The following is a 20,545-nucleotide window of genomic DNA, read 5'->3' on the forward strand; positions in this document are numbered from 1 at the left end:
AGCGGGGGAGGGCCGGGGAGGGGGCAACGGCCCGCCCCCACAACATTAAGGACGACCCGCCGGTGATCATCGAGAACGATCTGAAGCTGGACTTCAAGGACGTGCTGATCCGCCCGAAGCGCAGCACCCTGGAAAGCCGCAACGACGTGGACATCGAGCGGACCTTCCGCTTCGTCCACAGCGGGCTGGAATGGACGGGCTTCCCGCTGATCGCGGCCAACATGGACGTGGTCGGCACCATGGCCGTCGCCCGCGCCCTGTCGCGCTTCGGCGCCATGACCGCGCTGCACAAGCACTACCCGGCGGAGTCCCTCATCTCCTTCTTCCGCGACGAGGACACGGCCAACGTCTTCTACTCGCTGGGCACGACCGAGGCCGACTACGACAAGTTCCAGGCGGTGAAGGCCAAGGCCCCGGTGGCCAAGCTCTGCCTGGACGTCGCCAACGGCTACACGGAGCGCTTCGTGCGCGTCATCGGCCGGTTGCGGACGGAGAACCCGGACATGGTCATCATGGCCGGCAACGTGGTGACCGGCGACATGACCGAGGCGCTGCTGCTCGCCGGGGCCGACATCATCAAGGTCGGCATCGGGCCGGGATCGGTCTGCACGACGCGCAAGATGACCGGCGTCGGCTACCCGCAGCTCTCCGCCATCATCGAATGCGCCGACGCCGCCCACGGCTTGAAGGGGCAGGTCTGCGGCGACGGCGGCTGCACGGTGCCGGGCGACATCTCCAAGGCCTACGGCGCCGGTGCGGACTTCGTGATGCTCGGCGGCATGCTGGCCGGCCACGACGAGTGCGAGGGCGACATCCGCTACGAGGAGCGCGACGGGCAGAAGGTGCCGGTGGCGATGACCTTCTACGGCATGTCGTCCGACACGGCGATGCACAAGTACGCGGGCGGCGTCGCCTCCTACCGCGCGTCGGAGGGCAAGACCGTGGAGGTCCCCTACCGTGGACCGATCGACGGCACGATGCAGGAGATCATGGGCGGCGTGCGCAGCATGATGACCTACATCGGCGCCACCAAGCTGAAAGAGGTGTCGAAGCGGACCACCTTCGTCCGCGTCGGCGCGCAGCTCAACACCGTCTTCGGGGGGTGATGCCAGGGGAGGTACCCTGCAACGGTACCTCCTTCTCGACCGCCTTCGCCCGGAACCACCGGCGGGTTCCACCGTTCGCAGGATGTGCGGACGGGTGGGGCGCCGGACGGCGTGCCCCCCTTGTCCGCCTTTTGGCAGGACGAGGAAGGCAGAGCTTATGCGTGATTTCGATGGGGCCGCTCCGGCGTATGTGGGGCGGACGGACGGGCCGGCGGTCTTCGATTATCTGATCGTCGGGGCGGGCTTCGCCGGCAGCGTGCTGGCGGAACGGCTGGCGGCGGGGCTGAACAAGCGGGTGCTGCTGATCGACCGGCGCCCGCACATCGGCGGCAACGCCTACGACCATCACGATGACGCGGGCGTGCTGATCCATCGCTACGGCCCGCACATCTTCCACACCAATTCGCAGCCGGTGGCGGACTATCTGTCCCGCTTCACCCAGTGGCGCCCCTACGAGCACCGGGTGCTCGCCCATGTCGACGGGCAGCTCGTCCCGATCCCGATCAACCGGACGACGGTCAACCAGCTCTACGGGCTGAAGCTCGACGAGGCCGGCGTGGCGGAGTTCCTCAAGAGCCGGGCGGAACCGGTCGCCGACGTCCGCACCTCCGAGGACGTGGTGGTCGGCGCGGTTGGGCGGGAGCTGTACGAGAAGTTCTTCCGCGGCTACACCCGCAAGCAATGGGGCCTCGACCCGTCGCAGCTCGACAAGGCGGTGACCGCCCGCGTGCCGACGCGGACCAACGACGACGACCGCTATTTCGGCGACAGCTTTCAGAACATGCCGCTGCACGGCTACACGCGGATGTTCGAGAACATGCTCGACCACCCGAACATCACCATCCGCCTGGGCGCCGATTTCCGCGACGTGGTGCGCGACGCGCGCTACCGCAACCTGATCTTCACCGGGCCGGTGGACGAGTATTTCGAGTACCGTTTCGGCAAGCTGCCCTACCGCTCCCTGACCTTCCGGCACGAGACGGTGGACCGGGAATGGTTCCAGCCCGTCGCCGTGGTGAACTACCCCGGCGAGGAGGTGCCGCACACCCGCATCACCGAATACAAGCATCTGACCGGCCAGACGAACCCGAAAACCAGCCTGACCTACGAATACCCGTCGGCGGAGGGCGACCCCTACTACCCGATTCCCCGCGCGGAGAACGCGGCCTTGTACCGCAAGTACCAGGAGCTGGCCGACGCCACGCCGAACGTCCATTTCGTCGGGCGGCTGGCGACCTACCGCTACTACAACATGGATCAGGTGGTGGCGCAGGCGCTGGCGCTCTACACCCGCATCGCCAAGGCCGAAGGCGCCGTGGCGGAGGGCGCGCGCGGCATTTCCGGGATCGGCGCCGCCCCACCGGCCGCCCCATCGTCCGCTCCGGTCCACAGCAGGAGGGAAGCCTCATGAAAGCGTTCGGAATGGCCCTGGCCGCGGCGGTCGTCCTCGCCATCGGCGCCAGCGTGATCCTGGAAGGCACGCTGGGCCGCACCGCCGACGAGACCTACGCCGCCCCCTCGGTCCGGCTGAGCGAGGAGAACACCGTGCAGCATCGGAACTTCACGGGGCACTGACGACCTCGTTCCGGGAGGAGGGGACAGCGCGTCCCCTCCTCATCCGGGTCGCTACATATCCAACCCGACGTCCAGGTTCGGCGCGCTGTGGGTCAGCCAGCCGACCGAGATCATATCGACGCCGGCCTCGGCGATGGCCCTCACGGTGGACAGGGTGACGTTGCCCGACGCCTCCGTCACCATGCGGCCGTCCACCAGGGCGACGGCGCGGCGCAGCGTCTGCGGGTCCATGTTGTCGAGCAGGACGACGTCGACCGGCAGGGTCAGCAGCTCCTCGAGCTGCGCCAGAGTGTCCACCTCGACCTCCACCTTCACCATGTGGCCGATGGCGGCGCGGACGCGCTCGACCGCCGGGCGGATGCCGCCGGCCACGGCGATGTGGTTGTCCTTGACCAGCACCGCGTCGTCGAGCCCGAAGCGGTGGTTAAAGCCGCCGCCCAGCCGCACCGCTTGCTTCTCCAGGACGCGCAGGCCGGGGGTGGTCTTGCGGGTGCAGACGATGCGGGCGCGGGTCCCTTCGACCTCGCGCACCAGCGCGCGGGTGGCGGTGGCGATGCCGGACAGGCGGCCCAGGAGATTCAGCGCCGTGCGCTCTGCCGTCAGCAGGGCGCGGGCGCGGGCCGTCACGGTGGCGATGGTGGCACCGGGGGCCACGTCGGCGCCGTCGCCCTGCTCCACCCGCAGCTCCGCCACCGGGTCAAGGATGCGGAAGGCGGACAGGGCGACCTCCAGCCCGGCGACGCGCCCGTCCCTGCGCGCGGCCACCCGCGCCGTCGCCACGGCGTCCGCCGGGACGATGCTGTCGGTGGTGATGTCGCCGGCCCGCCCGAGGTCCTCCGCCAGGGCGGCGCGGACGATCGGTTCATAGGTCAGAGGATGGAGCATGCGGCGTCTCCGGAAAGGGGGCCGGCGGCCCCGGTCAGGTCGGTGAGGGTGAAGCGGTGGCGCTGCGCTGCCGGGTCTTCCTGCGGGAAATCGGTGCGGAAATGCGCCCCGCGGCTTTCGCTGCGGGCGAGCGCTGCGTGGACGATCAGCCGCCCGGCCAGCAGGCGGTTGCGCGCCTCGCCCCAGCGGCGGACGGCGGGGAGGTCCGCCGGGCCGCCGCCGCACAGCGCGTCGAGCGCCACGGCGAGCCGGTCCAGCTTGCGCCGGGCGGCCAACAGCCCCACCCCGTCGCGCACCAGCCCGGCGCCCTGGTAGAGCGTGCGGCGGGACTCGTCCGTCATGGCGTCGAGCAGGCCGGCGCCGATCTCCCCGGCGATGGCCGGGATGTCGGGCAGGGCGAAGGGCGGCAGGGGGGGCAGGTCCCGCCCGGCCACGTCGCGGGCGACCCGCGCGCCGAACACCAGCGCTTCCAGCAGCGAATTGCTGGCCAGCCGGTTGGCGCCGTGGACGCCGGTGCAGGCGACCTCGCCGCAGGCCCACAGCCCGTCCAGGCTGGTCCGCCCGGCGGGATCGGTGACCACCCCACCCATGTGGTAATGCGCCGCCGGGGCGACCGGCACCGGCTCCCGCCACGGGTCCAGCCCATGGGCGGCGCAGAGCGCCAGCACCGTGGGGAAGCCGTCCGGCTTGGCGGCCAGCGCCGGGCGCAGATCCAGCAACACCGGCTCGCCCGCCGCGACGCGGGCGCCAATGGCGCGGGCCACCACGTCGCGCGGCGCCAGCTCGGCCAAGGGATGTTCCGCCGCCATGAAACGGACCCCGCGACGGTCGAGCAGCAGCGCCCCGGCGCCGCGCAGCGCCTCGGTCAGCAGCGGGGCGGGATCGGCGTCCACGGCAAGCGCCGTGGGATGGAACTGCACGAACTCCACGTCGGCGAGCAGCGCCCCGGCCCGGGCGGCCAGCGCCAGCCCGTCGCCGGTCGCCTCCGGCGGGTTGGTGGTGCGGGCGTAGGCCCCGCCGACCCCGCCGGTCGCCAGCACCACGCGCGGCGCGCGGTGGAACACCCAGCCTTCGGAATGGCAAGCCAGCACGCCGCAGACCCGCCCGTGGCGCACCGCGAGATCGACGGCGAAGGCGTTGCTTTCCACCCGGATCGACGGGGTGGCGCGCACCCGCTCGGCCAGCGCCGCGACCAGCGTCGCCCCGGTGGCGTCGCCGCCGGCATGGACGATGCGCGCCGCCCCATGCGCCGCCTCCCGCCCCAGCAGCGGCGCGCCGTCGGCCCCGCGGTCGAAGGGCAGCCCGGCGAGGAGCAGCGCCCGCACCCGCTCCGCCCCCTCGCGGGTCAGCAGCAGGGCGCGTCCGGCGTCCACGAAGCCGGCGCCGGCGGCCACCGTGTCGGCGGCGTGCGCCTCCGGCCCGTCGCCGGGGCCGATGGCGGCGGCGATGCCGCCCTGGGCGTGGTTGCTGGAGCCGCCCGGCAGGTCCGGCGTCTTGGTCAGCAGCGTGACGGCGCGCGGCGCCAGATGCAGGGCGGCGGTCAGCCCGGCCATGCCGGAGCCGATGACGACCACCTCCGAATCGCGGACCGTGTAGGGGGTGGGCATGGAAAGCCTCCCGACGAGAGGGAATTTTGACGAGAGCCTCCCTCTCCCATGCCGGGAGAGGGAGGGTGAGGGTACCGGCAAGGATCAGCGCCTTGATCCTCGCGCGACCCTCACCCGGCCCTTCGGGCCACCCTCTCCCGTGCCGGGAGAGGGAATGGATGATGGAGGATCAGCGCGGCTTGACGGCCAGCATCCGTTCCACCGAACGGCGGGCGCGGTCGGCCACCTCCGGCGCGATGGTCACCTGCGGTTCCAGCGTGCGCAGGCTGTCCAGGATGTTCGCCAGCGTGATCTTCTTCATGTGCGGGCACAGGTTGCAGGGCCGCACGAACTCCGTCGCCGGCGAGGCGGCGGCGACGTTGTCGCTCATCGAGCATTCGGTGACCATCAGCACCCGCGGCGGGCGGCGGTCCGCCACGAAATCGACCATGCGCGCGGTGGAGCCGACGAAGTCCGCGGCCTCCAGCACGTCGGGCGGACATTCCGGATGGGCGATGACGATCAGCTCGTCGAAGCGCCCGCGGAACTCCCGGATCTCGTCGCCGGTGAAGCGCTCGTGCACCTCGCAATGGCCCTTCCAGGCGATGATCTCGACGCTGGTCTGGGTGGCGACGTACTTCGCCAGATACTCGTCGGGCAGCATGATGACGCGCGGCGCGCCCAGCGATTCCACCACCTCCACCGCGTTGCCGGAGGTGCAGCAGATGTCCACCTCCGCCTTCACGTCGGCCGAGGTGTTGACGTAGGCGACCACCGGCACGCCCGGATAGCGCTCGCGCAGCAGCCGCACGTCGGCTGCGGTGATCGATTCGGCCAACGAGCAGCCCGCCCCGGTGTCGGGGATCAGCACCGTCTTGGCCGGGTTCAGCAGCTTCGCCGTCTCCGCCATGAAATGCACGCCGGCGAGCACGATGACGTCGGCGTCGGTCTCGGTCGCCCGCGCGGCGAGCGCCAGGCTGTCGCCGACGATGTCGGCCACGCCGTGGAAGATCTCCGGCGTCTGGTAGTTGTGCGCGAGGATCACCGCGTTGCGCTCCCGCTTCAGGCGGTTGATCTCGTGGACCAGCGGGGCGTGGAACGGCCACTCGACGGCGGGGACCACGCGCTTCATGCGCTCGTAGATCGGCTGCGTCGCCGCGGCGATGTCGGGCGTGTAGGCAAGGCCGGTGGTGTCGCGCATGGCGCATTCCTTTAATGCTCGCTATGAGCAAAACCATAAATGCTCAATTGGAGCATATCAAGAGGAAAAGAATGCGTCGCGCGGAACGTCGGTGATTCGCCTTACTTGGCTTCCTGGCTGCTCAGGTCCGAGGGGTTCTCGGAGCGGGTCGGCTCGTGCCCCATGTCGGGCTCGCTGGCCCATTGGTTCGGACGCGGCACCGGGTTGCCCTGGAGGTCGGGCGGCGCCCGGCGAACGTCGGCCAGCGCCTGCTGAAGCTCCGCCCCCTGGGTTTCGCCGCTGGTGGTGGCCTTCGGCGCGCGGACACCCTGCTGGTTGGGGGGCGGCTCCTGGCTTTGCTGCACCTTGATGTCGTTGGACAGCGACTCCTTGGTGGCTTCCTGGGCGATGACGTTGCCGGTCATCAGCAGCCCGGCGACAAGGCTGGAAGAAATGAGAGCAGCGAGCAAGGCGGCGGACTCCTTTGGGCAAGGGGGGTGACAAGGCCGTCCCCCCACCAACAGGCGCGGGCACCAACCCTCCCGCTCATGCGTTATCAGAGGCATGGACCCGACCGACACTCCGACTCTGCCGCCCATCTTCCAGCCCTGGCCCGCCGAGGCGGGCGGCCCCTTCGCCACCGCCTGCCGCTTCGCCGCGGAGGGAGCGGCGCCCGGCACGCTCGTCCACAGCGGCCGGCGCGACCGGCTGGACGTGGCGGTGGTGCTGGTCCCCGACCGCCCGGACGCGGGCGACGGCCTCGCCGCCGTCACCCTGGTGGCGCTGGCCGACGCGCTGGAGGCGCTGGGGCCGCCGAACCAGAGCATCCGTTTCGACGGCGCGGGCCGACTGCTGCTGAACGGTGCCGTGGCCGGCGGGGTGACCGTCGCTCTCGGCCCCGGCGCCGAGGACGGGCTTCCCGCCTGGGCCGTGGTCGGCGCGGAGCTGGAGGTTCTGGGCGACCCGGACGACCCCGACCCCGGACGCCACCCCGACCGTACGGCGCTGCGCGAGGAGGGCTTCGGCGACACCGACGCCGTGGCGGTGCTGGAGAGCTTCACCCGGCATTTCCTGACCTGGATCGACCGCTGGATGGACGCGGGCTTCGAGCCGGTGCGGCGGGTCTGGGAGCAGCGGCTGATCCCCACGGCACAGGGGACGCGGTCATGACCGGGCCGGCCGACCGGCGCGGCGTCGGCATCACGGTGGAGCGCCAGCGCATCGACAACCCGTGGGTGGACGCGCGCTGGCGGGTGACCGGCGCCCTGCCGGCGCTGCCCGACCGCGCGCCCTGGACCGTGCTGGCTCAGGATGGCGAGCGCACCGGTTATTACGCTGGCGCCACCGAGATCGTGCTCCATCCCGGCGAGACGGAGAACTACGTCGAGAATCTGAAGGGCGGCCACCCGATGCTCTACGTCATCCTGCGCCGCTGCGCGGAGGAGCCGGGGCTGCGGCTGCTCGCCGTCACCGTCGATCCCGGCGAGGTCGACGCCCATTCCGACGCGGGCGACGACCTGATCGAGGCGATCCCCCTGCCGCCCGATCTCGCGGAATGGATGCGCGATTTCGTGGCCCGCCACCACACCGAACGGCCCTTCTACAAGCGCCAGCGCGACCGCGCCGACCCGGAGGCGCTGGCCCGCCGTGCACCGGTTTCCCAACCCGGAAAGGATCAGAGTCATGGATGACGGGTCCGAAGGTTTCCTGTCCCGCTGGTCCCGCCGCAAGCAGGAGGCGCGCGCGCTTCCCGTCGAGCCCTCCGAGCCGCAGGAGGGGCGGGACGCGGCGGAGGAGCCGCAGGCCATTGCCGTTCCGCCGCCGGAACCCTTCGACCCGGAAAGCCTGCCGCCGGTGGAGAGCCTGGGCGCGGACAGCGATTACACCGGCTTTCTCGCCAGCAACGTCCCGCAGGAGCTGAAACGGCTGGCCCTGCGTAAGGCCTGGACCAGCGACCCGGTGATCGCGGGCTTCCGCGGCTTCGCCGAGTATGACTGGGACTGCAACGCCCCCGGCTACGGCAAGCTGCTCGCCACCGACCGCATCGCCGACCTGCTGGATCGCATCGCCACCGACGAGAAACCCCCGGAGGAGGAGGAGCCGGAGGAGGTGGTGGTGGCTGACATGGATAAGCCTGAGGAAAGCGAGGTCCTTGCCCCCACCCCGACCCTCCCCCGCTGCGCAGGGGAGGGAGATGGTTGCGAAGCGGCGGCAGTTCCCTCCCCTGCGAAAGCGGGGGAGGGTTAGGGAGGGGGCAAGCGCTGAAGCAGTCAGGCGAGCCCACCACCCCGCCTGGACTGCGCAACCTTTGGGCAATCCCGCTGTTGTCCCTGATGAGCCGGACCTTAACCGGCCACGGAAAAGGCGAAGCGGGGCAAGGGCATGGCGGAAACGGCCATCATCGACGACGCGGATCGGCTGCGGGCGCAGGCGTACGGCCTGCTGGCCCACCTGTTGGCGCGCCCGCCGTCGCGCGACCTGCTGGCCACGGTCGGCGCTTTGGCCGGTGACGCTTCGCCGCTGGGCCGGGCCATCAGCGATCTGGCCGCACGCGCCCGTACGCTCGCCGACGACCCGGACGGCGAACACCGGGCCGAGCGCGAGTATCATGAGCTGTTCCTCGGGGTGACGCGGGGAGAGCTGGTTCCCTTCGCCTCCTACTACCGCACCGGATTCCTGATCGACCGGCCGCTCGCCCGCCTGCGCGAGGACATGCAGGCGCTGGGCATCGAGCGCGCTCCCGGCGTCAGCGAGCCGGAGGACCACATCGCCGCCATCGCCGAGATCATGGGCGCGCTGGCCGCCGGAACCGTCGGAACGACGGACGGCGAACCGGACCTGCCGCGCCAGAAGCGCTTCTTCGAGCGCCACCTCGCCCCGTGGGCGGGACGCTTCTTCCAGGACCTGGAGGAGGCGTCGGCGGCGCATTTCTACCGGCCCCTGGGCACCTTCGGGCGGCTGTTCCTGGACATCGAGACCAACGCCTTCGCGATGATCGCGTCCGCCCCTCCGGGCGCGCCTCGCGGGGCCGACCAGCGGGAGGGCACGATCCATGCACCGTGACGACAACCCGAAAGCCGGCAAGGCCGGACTGGAACGCCGGAGCCTGCTGAAAGGCCTCGGGCTCGGTGCGGCGGGGGCCGCCGCCGCGGCCGCGACCCTGCGCGCCGCCCCGGCGGAAGCGATGGAATCGCGGCAGGAGCAGGTGAAGTCCCGCTACCGCGAAACCGAACACGTGAAGCGGTTCTACGCGCTGAACCGACTCTGACCGCGACTTTGATCCAGAGGGCCGCCCCATGCTCGTCAAGCGCAACGCCGGAACCGCCGCCACCCGCGCCTCCCTGTCCCGCCGCCTGAACGGGCTGTCGGCGGGCACCGCCGGGCTGGGAGAAACCGTCGACCGCCGCGGCTTCCTGAAGACCTCCGGCCTCGCCGCCGGGGGCATGGCGGCGCTCGGCGCGCTGCCCGCCGCGATGATCCGGAAGGCCGAGGCCGGGCCGACCCTGCCCAACGTCGAAGTCGTCACCCGCAAGAACGTGTGCACCCACTGCTCCGTCGGCTGCACGGTGATCGCGGAGGTGCAGAACGGCGTCTGGACTGGGCAGGAACCGGGCTGGGAAAGCCCGATCAGCCAGGGCGCGCATTGCGCGAAGGGCGCCTCGGTGCGTGAGCTGACCAAGGGCGAGCGGCGGGTGAAATACCCGATGAAGCTGGTGGACGGCCAGTGGCAGCGCATCTCCTGGGACCAAGCCATCGAGGAGATCGGGACCAAGCTGCTGGAGATCCGCCAGCAGTCCGGGCCGGACGCCACCTTCTGGCTGGGCTCCGCCAAATTCTCCAACGAGGGCGCCTATCTCTTCCGCAAGCTGGCGGCCTTCTGGGGAACCAACAACGTCGATCATCAGGCGCGCATCTGCCACAGCACCACGGTCGCCGGGGTGGCGAACACCTGGGGCTACGGCGCCATGACCAACAGCTACAACGACATCCAGAATTCCAAGGCGCTGCTGATCATCGGCGGCAACCCGGCGGAGGCCCACCCGGTCTCGCTGCCGCACATGCTGCGCGGGAAGGAGCACAACCGCGCGCCCTTCATCGTCATCGACCCGCGCTTCACCCGCACCGCCGCCCACGCCACCGACTATGTGCGCATCCGCCCCGGCACCGACATCCCGGTCACCTGGGGCATCCTCTGGCACATCTTCGAGAACGGCTGGGAGGACAAGGAGTACATTCGCCAGCGCGTCTACGGCATGGACGAGATCCGCGCCGAGGTGAAGAAGTGGGACCCCGCGACGGTGGAGCGGGTCAGCGGCGTGCCCGGCGAGCAGCTCTACCGCGTGGCGGAGGCGCTGGCGAAGAACCGGCCGTCCACCGTCATCTGGTGCATGGGCATCACCCAGAAGACCACCGGCACCGCCAACGTCCGCGCCCTGTCGATCCTGCAGCTGGCGCTGGGCAACATCGGCACGGCCGGCGGCGGGGCGAACATCTACCGCGGCCACTGCAACGTGCAGGGCGCCACCGACTTCGGCCTCGACGTCTCCACGCTGCCCTCCTACTACGGGCTGGCCGAGGGGGCGTGGAAGCATTTCTGCCGCGTCTGGGACGTCGATTACGACTGGATGAAGAGCCGCTTCGGGTCCAAGGAGCTGATGGAGGCCAAGGGCATCCCGACCACCCGCTGGTTCGACGGAGTCACCTACAAGCCGGAGGAGATCGAGCAGCCGTCGCCGCTGAAGGCGATGGTCGTCTTCGGCCACGGCGGCAACACCGTCACCCGCATGCCGGAGATGCTGAAGGGGCTGGAGCAGCTGTCCCTGCTGGTCATCGCCGACCCGCACCCGACCACCTTCGCCGCCTTCAAGGAGCGGAAGAACGGCACCTACATCCTGCCCGCCTGCACCCAGTTCGAGACGGACGGCTCGCGCACCTGCTCCAACCGGTCGGTGCAGTGGGGCGAGAAGGTCGTGGAGCCGATCTTCGAGTCCAAGGACGACTACACGATCATCTACCTGCTGGCCCGCAAGTTCGGCTTCGCCGACGAGATGTTCAAGCACATTACGGTGGAGCAGACCCGCCCGGTGCCGGAGGACATCCTGCGCGAGATCAACCGCGGCTGTCTGTCCACCGGCTACACCGGCCAGTCGCCGGAGCGGCTGAAGATGCACATGAAGCATCAGGCCGATTTCGACAAGATCACCATGCAGGCGACCAGCGGCCCGCTGAAGGGCGAGTATTACGGCCTGCCCTGGCCCTGCTGGGGCCATCCGGAACTGAAGCATCCCGGCTGTGCCGTCCTCTACGACACCTCCAAGCACGTGATGGAGGGCGGCGGCGTCTTCCGCGCCCGCTTCGGGGTGGAGCGCAACGGCGTCAGCCTGCTCGCCGACGGCTCCTATTCCAAGGGGTCGGAGATCGAGGACGGCTATCCCGAATTCACCATGGCGATGCTGCGCAAGCTGGGCTGGGACAAGGACCTGACGGCGGAGGAGATGCGCGTCATCCAGGCCATCGGCGGCGACAAGACCGACGAGGTGAGCTGGCAGACCGACCTGTCGATGGGCATCATCCGCGTCGCGCTGAAGCACGGCTGCGTGCCGCACGGCAACGCCAAGGCGCGCGCCGTCGCCTGGAACCTGCCCGACCCGGTGCCGCGGCACCGCGAGCCGATCTACTCCCCGCGGCCCGAGCTGGTGAAGGAGTTCCCGGCGATCGAGGACCGGCGCGACTACCGCCTGCCGCAGCTCGCCCGCTCGCTCCAGTTCAAGATCGCGGACAGCGACATCCGCCAGCGCTTCCCCTTCATCCTGACCTCCGGACGGCTGGTCGAGTATGAGGGCGGCGGCGAGGAGACCCGCTCCAACCCCTGGCTGGCCGAGCTGCAGCAGACGATGTTCGTGGAGATCAACCCCAAGGACGCCGAGCGTCTGGGTATCCGCGACGGCGGCATGGTCTGGGTCTATGGGCCGGAGGACAACGCGAAGGCGCGGATGCGCGCGTTGGTGACCGAACGCATCGGCACCGGCACGGTTTTCATGCCCTTCCACTTCTCCGGCTACTGGCAGGGCAACAGCCTGCGGGAGAACTACCCGCCGGGCACCGACCCCATCGTCCTGGGCGAGCCGGCCAACGGGGTGACGACCTACGGCTACGACCCCATGACCTTCATGCAGGAAACCAAGGTGACGCTGTGCCGCGTCGAACCGGCCTGACGCGCCGCAAGGAGGACAGACAACCATGGCCCGCATGAAATTCCTGTGCGACGCGGAACGCTGCATCGAGTGCAACGCCTGCGTCACCGCCTGCAAGAACGAGCACGACATCCCCTGGGGCATCAACCGGCGCCGCGTCATCACGCTGAAGGACGGCGTGCCGGGCGAGCGGTCGATCTCCATGGCCTGCATGCACTGCAACGACCCGCCCTGCGCCGCGGTCTGCCCGGTGGATTGCTTCTACCAGACGGCCGACGGGGTGGTGCTGCACTCGAAGGACCTGTGCATCGGCTGCGGCTACTGCTTCTACGCCTGCCCCTTCGGCGCGCCGCAGTACCCGCAGGCGACCAACTTCGGCGGCCGCGGCAAGATGGACAAATGCACCTTCTGCACCGGCGGTCCCGAAGAGGACAACACGATGGAGGAGTACCAGAAATACGGCACCAACCGGCTGGCCGAGGGCAAGCTGCCGCTCTGTGCGGAGATGTGTTCCACCCGCGCGCTGATGGCCGGTGACGGCGACGTCCTGGCCGACATCTACAAGGAGCGGACGGTGCGCCGCGGCTACGGCTCCGGCGCCTGGGGCTGGTCCACCGCCTATGGCCAGAACGACCGTGGCGACGCCTTCAGCCCGGGCCGCGAGGGCACGGGCGGGAGCTGAGCGGGTGGGGTATGCCCCCTCCCTAACCCTCCCCCGCTGTCGCGGTAGAGGGGACAATTCTCCCTCCCCTGCAAAGCGGGGGAGGGCCGGGGTGGGGGCGAGTTTGTCCCGATGCAGCACCCCGCAAAGCGCATATTTTCTAGGGAAGGACGCGCCATGACGAAGCTCCTGCGCCCCCTGCTGGTCCTGTTCGTTCTGCTGCTCGCCGCCCCGGCGGTGCAGGCGCAGTTCTACCAGACGCCGGGGCCAACCTCGCCAACGTCGAAGGACGAGGTGCAGCTCTACCAGACGCCGGACGGCAAGCTGTCCGGGCGGGTCAGCATCCCCGACGCGAAGCTGGGCGTCCTGGTTCAGCCGGAGGGGCGGGAATGGCGCGAGTTCCGCATGGTCTGGCTGAAGATCATCGCGGGGGCGCTGATCCTGGGGCCGATCGCGGCGCTGGCGATCTTCTATTTGATCCGCGGCACCATCCGCATCCAGGGCGGCCGGTCGGGGCGTCCGGTGCCGCGCTTCAGCGGCATGGACCGCTTCGCCCATTGGACCACGGCGGTCAGCTTCCTGCTGATGGCGGTGACCGGGCTGATCCTGACCTTCGGGCGCATGCTGCTGATCCCGCTGATCGGCCATCCGAACTTCACGATGCTGGCCGAGGCCAGCAAGTACATGCACAACTTCTTCAGCGTGCCCTTCGTCCTCGGGCTGCTGATGATCTTCGTGCTGTGGGTGCGCGACAACATCCCGGAGAAGGCCGATCTCGTCTGGCTGAAGACGCTCGGCGGCGTGCTGAACAAGTCCGGCGAGCATCCGGAGGCCGGACGCTTCAACGCCGGCCAGAAGGGCGTCTTCTGGGCGGTGGTGTTCGGCGGCTTCGCGCTGTCGCTCACCGGCTTCCTGCTGATGATGCCCTTCGCCGTCACCGGGATCGGCGGCATGCAGATCCTGCATGTGGCGCACGGGGTGGTGGCCGCGCTGATGATCGCGCTGATCATCGGGCACATCTACATCGGCACCATCGGCATGGAAGGCGCCTTCGACGCCATGGGCCGCGGCGTGGTGGACGAGAACTGGGCCAAGGACCATCACCGCCGCTGGTATGAGGAGCAAATCCGCAACGGGCAGGCCAATCAGGACGGGCGGTTGCGGCATCACGCGGCGGAGTGAGGCGCGGAACCCCCTCGACAGGCGCGCCGGCATGACCGATCCTTCCGCGCGACGAATTGTGCGTGGGGGTGATGCATGCCGCTCGACCACCGGGAGTCGCTGTTCCGCCGCATCGCGGAGCGGCGCGACGACCTCGTCGCGCTGACCCGCGACCTGATCCGCATCCCCACCGTGAACCCGCCCGGCGACGTCTACACCGATTGCGCGGAGCTCCTCGGCCGGCGGCTGGCCGGGCGCGGCTTCGCCGTGGAGTATGTGCGGGCGGACGGGGCGCCGGGCGACAGCGACCGCTACCCGCGCACCAACATCGTCGCCCGCATTGAGGGTCGTGAGCCCGGCCCCTGCGTCCACTTCAACGGCCACATCGACGTGGTGCCCGCCGGCCAGGGCTGGACGGTCGATCCCTTCGAAGGCGTCGTGAAGGACGGGCGCGTCTATGGCCGCGGCGCCTGCGACATGAAGGGCGGCATCGCCGCCTCGATCATCGCCGTGGAGGCGATCCTGGAGGCGGGCATCCCCTTCCCCGGCGCGCTGGAAATCTCCGGCACGGTGGACGAGGAGTCCGGCGGCTACGGCGGGGTCGGGCATCTCGCCACGCTCGGCTACTTCTCCCGCCCGCGCGTCGACCACGTCATCATCCCGGAGCCGCTAAACGTGGACCGGGTGTGCATCGGCCACCGCGGCGTCTGGTGGGCGGAGATCGAAACGAAGGGCCGCGTCGCCCACGGGTCCATGCCCTTCCTCGGCAACTGCGCGGTGCGCCACATGGGGGCCGTGCTGCACCGGATCGAGACGGAGCTGATTCCCCGTCTGGCCGCCAAGCGCACCGCCATGCCGGTGGTCCCGGAAGGGGCGCGGCAATCCACGCTGAACATCAACGCCATCCATGGCGGCCAGCCGGAGAACCATGGCGGCCTGCCCAGCCCGATGGTGCCCGACCGCTGCCGCATGGTCATCGACCGCCGCTACCTGATCGAGGAGGACCCGGAGGAGGTGCGGGCGGAGATCACCGGCATCCTGGAGGGCTTGCGCCGCGAGCGCTCCGGCTTCGACTATGAACTGCGCGAGGTGCTGGCCTTCCTGCCCACCCTGACCGACGCCGACGCGCCGGTGGTGCGGGCGGTGGGGGCGGCCATCGAGACGGTGCTGGGCCGCCCGGCGGCGCAGGTGGTGTCCCCCGGCACCTACGACCAGAAGCACATCGCACGGGTCGGGCATCTCAAGGACTGCATCGCCTACGGCCCCGGCATCCTCGACCTCGCCCACCAGCCGGACGAGTATGTGGGCATCGACGACATGGTCCATTCCGCGCAGGTGATGGCGATGGCCGCCCTGTCGCTGCTGCGGCGGGAGGTGTAGGCGGGGCGGTTCCCGCTATTTCCAGGTGACCCGGCCGCCGACCTCCTCGGCGATGAAGTCCGCCCAGCGTTCGCGTTCGGCCAACAGGACCGCCGGGAAATAGTCGTTCAACTCCACGGACTGCCAGCGGTAGCCGGGACGGTTGAAGATGTCGCTGCCTTCCGCCAGGAAGCGGGGCACGTCGATGCCGTGGAGGATGTCGTCGCGGTTCAGTTCCTGGTGCGCGAAGCTCCTGATCTTGTGCCGGATGAAGGCGTCGTCGCCGATGTAGGAGAAATGCCAGCCCGCGTGCGGCAGGATGTCCACATAGGGCGGGCGCGTCTCGGGCGTGTAGCGGTCCAGAGCGCCGCGGCATTCGCGGATCTGCTGAGGCGTGGTCGTTTTAGCCATCAGGCCGCGGACGGCGATGGGGACGATGTCGAAATTCTCGCCCTCGACGTTCATGAAGTTGAACTTGAAGTAGAAGCACGGCACGCGGAATCCCGCGATCATCGCCGGACTGTCGCGCAGCGACGCGACCGACCGCGCGCGGAGGATCTCATCCACGTCCGAAATGATGACGATGTCGTCCGGCTCCACCTTGTCCAGCCCGAGCGCGATGGCGTTCCGCTGCGCCCGCTCGCGCACCCAGGGATTGTCGGTTTCCGGGAAGTCCGGGGCGACGACCAGCTTCACCTTGTCCAGGAAGGGCAGGAAGCGGTGGCGCTCCTCCATGAAATGCAGGGGTTTGGGCGCGCCGGTGAAGGTCTGCTTGGCCTCGACGATCACGAACTGGTCGACCGTGTCGTACAGCTCGCGGAAGCGCAGCTCCAGAAGGTCGAGTTCGTTGTGGAAGGTGAAGCAGTCGTAGATCTTCGGCTGGCGGCGCTGCGGCGCGGCCACCGCCGGCCAGCGCGATCCCGGCGCCGCCGTCGTCTGCACGGCGTCGGCCAGGGCCAGCGCATAATCCCGCGCGGCACCGGCCGTCCATTCGGTGATCTGGGAGCGCAGGAACGTCTCGTCCCGCCGCGCCACCAGCTTGCGGACCATGGAGGCGAAGGGCGCCTTGCGTCCGGACAGCGCGAGGCTGGTCATCAGGTCCGTGTACTCCCGCCTGTCGAGGAGCGGGCCGTCCATGACCTCGATCCGCTCCTCCAGCGCGCGGTCGCCCAGCACCTTGCCGAAGTTGAACAGGCCGTGGAAGCCGAAGGCCGGCCCCGGCACCGGCGTCCGCTCGAAGGCGAAGCGGTCGGCCACGGCCTCCGGGGCGAAGCGGATGCCGGCCTTCTCCAGCGCCGGGCGCTCGGTCCGGCAGATGACGTGGTCCTCGGGAATGCCGGCCTCGAAGGGTAGGTCGCGCAGCCGGTCGAGCAGGGCGGCGGAGCGCAGGGAGAAGCCGCCGTTCCCCACCGTCATACCGTCGTCGTACCAGCCCCAGCGGGCGCCGATGTAGTCGAAGGCGCGGAACTCCTCCGTCCAGGCCTGCGGATCGGCGATGAAGCCGTCCCACTGCGCGACCAGGACATGGCCCGTCGTCACCAGCCGGCGCAGGCGGACGTTGATCGTGTCCGAATAATCGTCGATGTCGTTGATCGGGGCGATGCGGTGGAAATCGACGCCGGGGATCTTCGGGTCGCGGTCGGAGAGCAGCAGGACGCTGGAGAAGCGGCAGGCGGCGATGCTGTCCCGGATGGCCATCTCGACCAGGGCGTGGTTCGCCGTGTCGGCGAACACCAGCGTGCAGTCCTCGATCCTCACCATGCCGTTCCCCGTTCTGCCGCCGGCGTCGGCCGCCCGCGGGCGCGGATCCTATCACGCCGGTTGTGGGGCTGCCACGGGCGGAGCGCCGGTCCTCCTTTGACGGGCGGGGGCGTCGCATTCGACGTCAAATCCCTCTCCCGTCCCGGGAGAGGGGGCCCGCGGAGCGGGCGGGTGAGGGTCATGCAAGGATCAAGGCGCTGATTCTCGGCGGTACCCTCACCCTTCCCACGCTTCGCGTGGGCCCCTTCCCTCTCCCGGGACGGGAGAGGGGCTCCAAAGGCAATGCCTCCGTTCGTTAGCCCGACCTCCTTGACGGGCGGGGGCCGGTCCCTTAGCTTGCGAAGTGTTCCCTGGGGGCCTCGCTAGGAGGCTGAGACTCCGCCGGTCCGGCGCTTTCATCCGGACAACGCGGTGACCCATCGAACCTGATCCGGGTCATACCGGCGTAGGGACGGGACTGAAGGGCGGCACGGCGTACCCCCATTCCATCCAGACACCGCTTGTCCCGGCAGCAGTTTGTTGGCGCTGCAAAAGGTGTGTGCGGACGTGACCGAAGCCCGACTTGTCGAAGAGCTGCTGGCCTTCATCGCCGCCGGAGAGGCGGACGAGGAGGCGTTCAACCGCATGGCGCTCGCCGTCTTCGCCCACCAGTTCGAGACCAACGCCCCCTACCGCCGCTTCGCCACCCAGCGGGCGCGCACCCTGCGCACGGTGAAGAGCTGGCGCGACGTGCCCGCCGTGCCGATCAGCGCCTTCAAGGACCTGACGCTGAGCGGACGCCCGCCGGAGGAATGCCCGCACGTCTTCATGACCAGCGGCACGACCAAGGGCGTGCGGGGAAAGAGCCACCACCCGACGCTGGCGGTCTACGACCGCTCCATGACCGTCAATTTCCGCCGCCGCTTCATGGGCGAGTTTGACCGGCTGCGCATGGGCATCCTGTTCCCGACCGAGCAGGCGATGCCCAACTCCTCGCTCGCCCATTATCTGGCGCTGGCCAGGAGCGCGTTCGGGACGGCGGAGAGCCGCTATTTCGTCTCCGACGCCGGGCTGGACGTGGACGGGGCCATCGCCGAGCTGTCCCGCGCCGAGGAAACCGGCGAACCCTATGCCCTGCTGGGGGCGAGCTTCAGCGTCGTGCATCTGATGGACGCGCTGGCCGAGCGGGGGCGGAGCTTCGCCCTGCCGGCGGGCAGCCGCATCCTCGACACCGGCGGCTTCAAGGGCCAGTCGCGCGAGATGGCGGCGGAGGAGTTCTACAGCCGCCTGTCCGCGACCTTCGGCGTGCCGCGCCGGCTGTGCATCAACATGTACGGCATGACCGAGCTGAGCACCCAGTTCTACGACGACGGCAACGAGGCCTGCCCGTCGGTGAAGTCCGGCCCGCACTGGATCCGCAGCCGGGTCATCAACCCGCTGACCGGGCAGGAGGTGCCGCGCGGCAGCGTCGGCGTTCTGGTCCATCACGATCTGGCCCATTTCAACTGCGCGTCGGCCATCCTGACCGAGGATGCGGGGGTGGAGGTGGACGGCGGCTTCCAGCTTCTCGGCCGGGCCGACGGGGCGGACGCCAAGGGCTGCTCCATGGCGGTCGAGGACTTCCTCAAAGCGGCGCGGGCCTCCTGATGGAGCGCGCCGGGCATCTGCCGGGGCTGTCCGCCGACGCGGTGGACTGGCGGACGCTGACTTTCCGGCGCGGCGCCGAGACGCTCGACGTCGCGGTGCCGGTGCTGAGCGAGGCGCAGATCGCCGAGCTGGCGACGCGGGTGCGGGCCAACGCGCGGACCTATTTGAGAAGCCGCACCGTCGCGGAGATCGCCGCCGCCATCGACCGCGCCGTCGCCCGGCTGCTCGACCGCGACGACCCGTGGCGGCAAAAGGCGGAACGGCTGCTGCCGCTGGTCACCGGCTACGACGCGGAGATGGTCCGGCTGGGGCTGACCGGCTATCTGAAGACCTTCCGCGGGCCGGAGCTTCGGAAGTTCATCGCCGAGGATTTCGCCAACCCGGCGGTGCTCGACGATTTTCAGCCCATGCCCAAGGGCGGCTTCGCCCGCGCCTTTGGGCCGGAACTGCTGCTGCATGTCTGGGCGGGCAACGTGCCGGGCCTGCCGCTGTGGAGCCTGATCTCCGGCCTGCTGGTCAAGGCCGGCACGGTCGGCAAGCTGCCGAGCGCCGAGCCGCTGTTCGCCGGCTGGTTCGCGCAAATCCTGGCGGAGATCGATCCGCAACTGGCCGATTGCATCGCCATCGTCTGGTGGAAGGGCGGCGACGAGGCGGCGGAGCGGGCGTGGCTGGCCCGCGCCGACACGGTGGTCGCCTATGGCGGCAACGACGCGCTGGAGGCCATCCGGGCGCGGGTGCCGATCACCACGCGCTTCCTGCCCTACGGGCACAAGATCAGCTTCGGCATGGTCGCCCGCTCCGCGCTCGACGCCGGGAAGGCGGGGGCGGTGGCGCGGCAGGCGGCCTATGACGTGGCGCGCTACGACCAGCAGGGCTGCTACTCGCCCCAGACCTTTTTCGTGGAGCGCGGCGGCCGGGTGTCGCCGCGGGAGTTCGCCGGCTATCTGGCGCATGAGCTGGACGCCCTGGGCAGCAAGTTCCCGCGCCGCCCCCTGTCGATGGGCGAGGCGGGCAGCGTCGCGTCCTGGCGCAACGCGGAGGAGACGAAGGGCTTTGCCGACCCCAGCCGCGCCCTGCTGGGCGATCCGGCGGGAAGCTGGGCCGTCGCCTACACCGACGCCGCGGACGGTCTCTCGCCTTGCGGGCTGAACCGCACGGTGACGGTGGTGGCGGTGGACCGGCTGGCCGACGCGGTGCCGGGGCTGGCGCCCTACCGCGCCTTCCTCCAGACCGTGGGCATCGCCGCGTCGCCGGAGGAACTGTTCGCGCTCGCCGGGGCGCTGGGGGCGGTCGGGGTGACGCGCCTCTGCGCGCTCGGCCGCATGACCGCGCCGGAGGCGGGCTGGCACCATGACGGGCGGTTCAACCTGCTGGACCTCGTCACCATGACCGAGATCGAAGGCTCGGCGGAACGGGCGGCGGACATCTTCGCCCCCTACACGGATTAAGGC

General features: G+C 70.0%; 19 protein-coding genes and 1 riboswitch. Of the genes, 14 read left to right on the plus strand and 5 right to left on the minus strand.

Annotation, left to right across the window (positions count from 1 at the left end):
- Positions 1–62: 62 nt before the first annotated feature.
- The 3 genes from D3869_RS19805 to D3869_RS33150 all read left to right on the plus strand — a co-directional run bounded on the left by D3869_RS19805 (position 63) and on the right by D3869_RS33150 (position 2,681).
- A complete protein-coding gene (locus tag D3869_RS19805) occupies positions 63–1,106 on the plus strand; it encodes a GMP reductase (RefSeq protein ID WP_137141556.1) in 1,044 nt (347 codons plus the stop codon).
- Between the two features lie 157 nt (positions 1,107–1,263).
- Complete coding sequence (gene glf, locus D3869_RS19810; RefSeq protein ID WP_137141557.1) at positions 1,264–2,517, plus strand: UDP-galactopyranose mutase; 1,254 nt, start codon at positions 1,264–1,266, stop codon at positions 2,515–2,517.
- The gene (locus tag D3869_RS33150; RefSeq protein ID WP_172428592.1) at positions 2,514–2,681 is read left to right on the plus strand and encodes a hypothetical protein; all 168 of its coding nucleotides are present in this window, start codon (positions 2,514–2,516) and stop codon (positions 2,679–2,681) included. The genes glf and D3869_RS33150 overlap by 4 nt, the downstream gene beginning before the upstream one ends.
- 51 nt (positions 2,682–2,732) lie before the next feature.
- Here the strand turns inward: D3869_RS33150 and nadC are convergent, their stop codons facing one another.
- The 4 genes from nadC to D3869_RS19830 form a co-directional block, all read right to left on the minus strand.
- A complete protein-coding gene (gene nadC, locus D3869_RS19815; RefSeq protein ID WP_137141558.1) occupies positions 2,733–3,566 on the minus strand; it encodes a carboxylating nicotinate-nucleotide diphosphorylase in 834 nt (277 codons plus the stop codon).
- Positions 3,551–5,173, minus strand: coding sequence for an L-aspartate oxidase (locus D3869_RS19820; protein WP_137141559.1), 1,623 nt, complete (start codon positions 5,171–5,173; stop codon positions 3,551–3,553). Before D3869_RS19820 ends, nadC begins: the two co-directional genes overlap by 16 nt.
- A gap of 169 nt (positions 5,174–5,342) precedes the next feature.
- Positions 5,343–6,353, minus strand: coding sequence for a quinolinate synthase NadA (gene nadA, locus D3869_RS19825; protein WP_137141560.1), 1,011 nt, complete (start codon positions 6,351–6,353; stop codon positions 5,343–5,345).
- Between the two features lie 101 nt (positions 6,354–6,454).
- The gene (locus D3869_RS19830; protein WP_237905426.1) at positions 6,455–6,802 is read right to left on the minus strand and encodes a hypothetical protein; all 348 of its coding nucleotides are present in this window, start codon (positions 6,800–6,802) and stop codon (positions 6,455–6,457) included.
- A gap of 94 nt (positions 6,803–6,896) precedes the next feature.
- Between D3869_RS19830 and D3869_RS19835 the strand changes: the two genes are divergently transcribed.
- From D3869_RS19835 to D3869_RS19875, 9 genes are all read left to right on the plus strand, one after another.
- Complete coding sequence (locus D3869_RS19835) at positions 6,897–7,502, plus strand: biotin/lipoate--protein ligase family protein (protein ID WP_137141561.1); 606 nt, start codon at positions 6,897–6,899, stop codon at positions 7,500–7,502.
- Positions 7,499–8,023 (plus strand): DUF3305 domain-containing protein, encoded by a 525-nt coding sequence (locus tag D3869_RS19840; protein WP_137141562.1) that lies wholly within the window; start codon positions 7,499–7,501, stop codon positions 8,021–8,023. The genes D3869_RS19835 and D3869_RS19840 overlap by 4 nt, the downstream gene beginning before the upstream one ends.
- Complete coding sequence (locus tag D3869_RS19845; RefSeq protein WP_137141563.1) at positions 8,016–8,579, plus strand: DUF3306 domain-containing protein; 564 nt, start codon at positions 8,016–8,018, stop codon at positions 8,577–8,579. Before D3869_RS19840 ends, D3869_RS19845 begins: the two co-directional genes overlap by 8 nt.
- Before the next feature lie 135 nt (positions 8,580–8,714).
- A complete protein-coding gene (locus D3869_RS19850; RefSeq protein ID WP_137141564.1) occupies positions 8,715–9,395 on the plus strand; it encodes a TorD/DmsD family molecular chaperone in 681 nt (226 codons plus the stop codon).
- Positions 9,385–9,600: a twin-arginine translocation signal domain-containing protein gene (locus tag D3869_RS19855; RefSeq protein WP_137141565.1), complete on the plus strand. Its 216-nt coding sequence runs from the start codon at positions 9,385–9,387 to the stop codon at positions 9,598–9,600. The genes D3869_RS19850 and D3869_RS19855 overlap by 11 nt, the downstream gene beginning before the upstream one ends.
- 28 nt (positions 9,601–9,628) lie before the next feature.
- Entirely contained in the window at positions 9,629–12,547 is a 2,919-nt protein-coding gene (locus D3869_RS19860) for a formate dehydrogenase subunit alpha (protein ID WP_137141566.1), read from the plus strand.
- Positions 12,548–12,572: 25 nt separating this feature from the next.
- Positions 12,573–13,208, plus strand: coding sequence for a formate dehydrogenase FDH3 subunit beta (fdh3B, locus tag D3869_RS19865; RefSeq protein ID WP_137141567.1), 636 nt, complete (start codon positions 12,573–12,575; stop codon positions 13,206–13,208).
- A gap of 156 nt (positions 13,209–13,364) precedes the next feature.
- Positions 13,365–14,369: a formate dehydrogenase subunit gamma gene (locus D3869_RS19870; protein ID WP_137141568.1), complete on the plus strand. Its 1,005-nt coding sequence runs from the start codon at positions 13,365–13,367 to the stop codon at positions 14,367–14,369.
- 75 nt (positions 14,370–14,444) lie between these two features.
- Positions 14,445–15,728, plus strand: a complete 1,284-nt coding sequence (locus tag D3869_RS19875; RefSeq protein WP_137141569.1) for an acetylornithine deacetylase/succinyl-diaminopimelate desuccinylase family protein — start codon at positions 14,445–14,447, stop codon at positions 15,726–15,728.
- Positions 15,729–15,743: 15 nt separating this feature from the next.
- On the opposite strand, the gene D3869_RS19880 is transcribed toward D3869_RS19875, so the two are convergent.
- On the minus strand, positions 15,744–17,468 hold the full coding sequence (locus tag D3869_RS19880; protein ID WP_137141570.1) for a DUF5672 family protein: 1,725 nt from the start codon (positions 17,466–17,468) through the stop codon (positions 15,744–15,746).
- A gap of 341 nt (positions 17,469–17,809) precedes the next feature.
- Positions 17,810–17,938: riboswitch (TPP riboswitch) on the plus strand.
- Between the two features lie 76 nt (positions 17,939–18,014).
- On the opposite strand from D3869_RS19880, the gene D3869_RS19885 reads away from it, so the two are divergent.
- Both D3869_RS19885 and D3869_RS19890 read left to right on the plus strand, forming a co-directional pair.
- Positions 18,015–19,094 carry a long-chain fatty acid--CoA ligase gene (locus D3869_RS19885; protein ID WP_137141571.1) on the plus strand — a complete coding sequence of 360 codons (1,080 nt, stop codon included), beginning with the start codon at positions 18,015–18,017 and terminating at the stop codon, positions 19,092–19,094.
- On the plus strand, positions 19,094–20,542 hold the full coding sequence (locus D3869_RS19890) for an acyl-CoA reductase (RefSeq protein ID WP_137141572.1): 1,449 nt from the start codon (positions 19,094–19,096) through the stop codon (positions 20,540–20,542). The genes D3869_RS19885 and D3869_RS19890 overlap by 1 nt, the downstream gene beginning before the upstream one ends.
- The last annotated feature ends 3 nt before the right edge of the window (positions 20,543–20,545 follow it).

The organism is Azospirillum brasilense, from assembly GCF_005222205.1.
Taxonomy (GTDB): domain Bacteria; phylum Pseudomonadota; class Alphaproteobacteria; order Azospirillales; family Azospirillaceae; genus Azospirillum; species Azospirillum brasilense_G.

Bases quoted from the DNA above. Each gene is read 5' to 3' on its own strand.
- glf (WP_137141557.1), top strand. From the start codon at position 1,264: ATGCGTGATTTCGATGGGGCCGCTCCGGCGTATGTGGGGCGGACGGAC.
- D3869_RS33150 (WP_172428592.1), top strand. From the start codon at position 2,514: ATGAAAGCGTTCGGAATGGCCCTGGCCGCGGCGGTCGTCCTCGCCATC.
- nadC (WP_137141558.1), bottom strand. From the start codon at position 3,566: ATGCTCCATCCTCTGACCTATGAACCGATCGTCCGCGCCGCCCTGGCG.
- D3869_RS19820 (WP_137141559.1), bottom strand. From the start codon at position 5,173: ATGCCCACCCCCTACACGGTCCGCGATTCGGAGGTGGTCGTCATCGGC.
- nadA (WP_137141560.1), bottom strand. From the start codon at position 6,353: ATGCGCGACACCACCGGCCTTGCCTACACGCCCGACATCGCCGCGGCG.
- D3869_RS19835 (WP_137141561.1), top strand. From the start codon at position 6,897: ATGGACCCGACCGACACTCCGACTCTGCCGCCCATCTTCCAGCCCTGG.
- D3869_RS19840 (WP_137141562.1), top strand. From the start codon at position 7,499: ATGACCGGGCCGGCCGACCGGCGCGGCGTCGGCATCACGGTGGAGCGC.
- D3869_RS19845 (WP_137141563.1), top strand. From the start codon at position 8,016: ATGGATGACGGGTCCGAAGGTTTCCTGTCCCGCTGGTCCCGCCGCAAG.
- D3869_RS19850 (WP_137141564.1), top strand. From the start codon at position 8,715: ATGGCGGAAACGGCCATCATCGACGACGCGGATCGGCTGCGGGCGCAG.
- D3869_RS19855 (WP_137141565.1), top strand. From the start codon at position 9,385: ATGCACCGTGACGACAACCCGAAAGCCGGCAAGGCCGGACTGGAACGC.
- D3869_RS19860 (WP_137141566.1), top strand. From the start codon at position 9,629: ATGCTCGTCAAGCGCAACGCCGGAACCGCCGCCACCCGCGCCTCCCTG.
- fdh3B (WP_137141567.1), top strand. From the start codon at position 12,573: ATGGCCCGCATGAAATTCCTGTGCGACGCGGAACGCTGCATCGAGTGC.
- D3869_RS19870 (WP_137141568.1), top strand. From the start codon at position 13,365: ATGACGAAGCTCCTGCGCCCCCTGCTGGTCCTGTTCGTTCTGCTGCTC.
- D3869_RS19875 (WP_137141569.1), top strand. From the start codon at position 14,445: ATGCCGCTCGACCACCGGGAGTCGCTGTTCCGCCGCATCGCGGAGCGG.
- D3869_RS19880 (WP_137141570.1), bottom strand. From the start codon at position 17,468: ATGGTGAGGATCGAGGACTGCACGCTGGTGTTCGCCGACACGGCGAAC.
- D3869_RS19890 (WP_137141572.1), top strand. From the start codon at position 19,094: ATGGAGCGCGCCGGGCATCTGCCGGGGCTGTCCGCCGACGCGGTGGAC.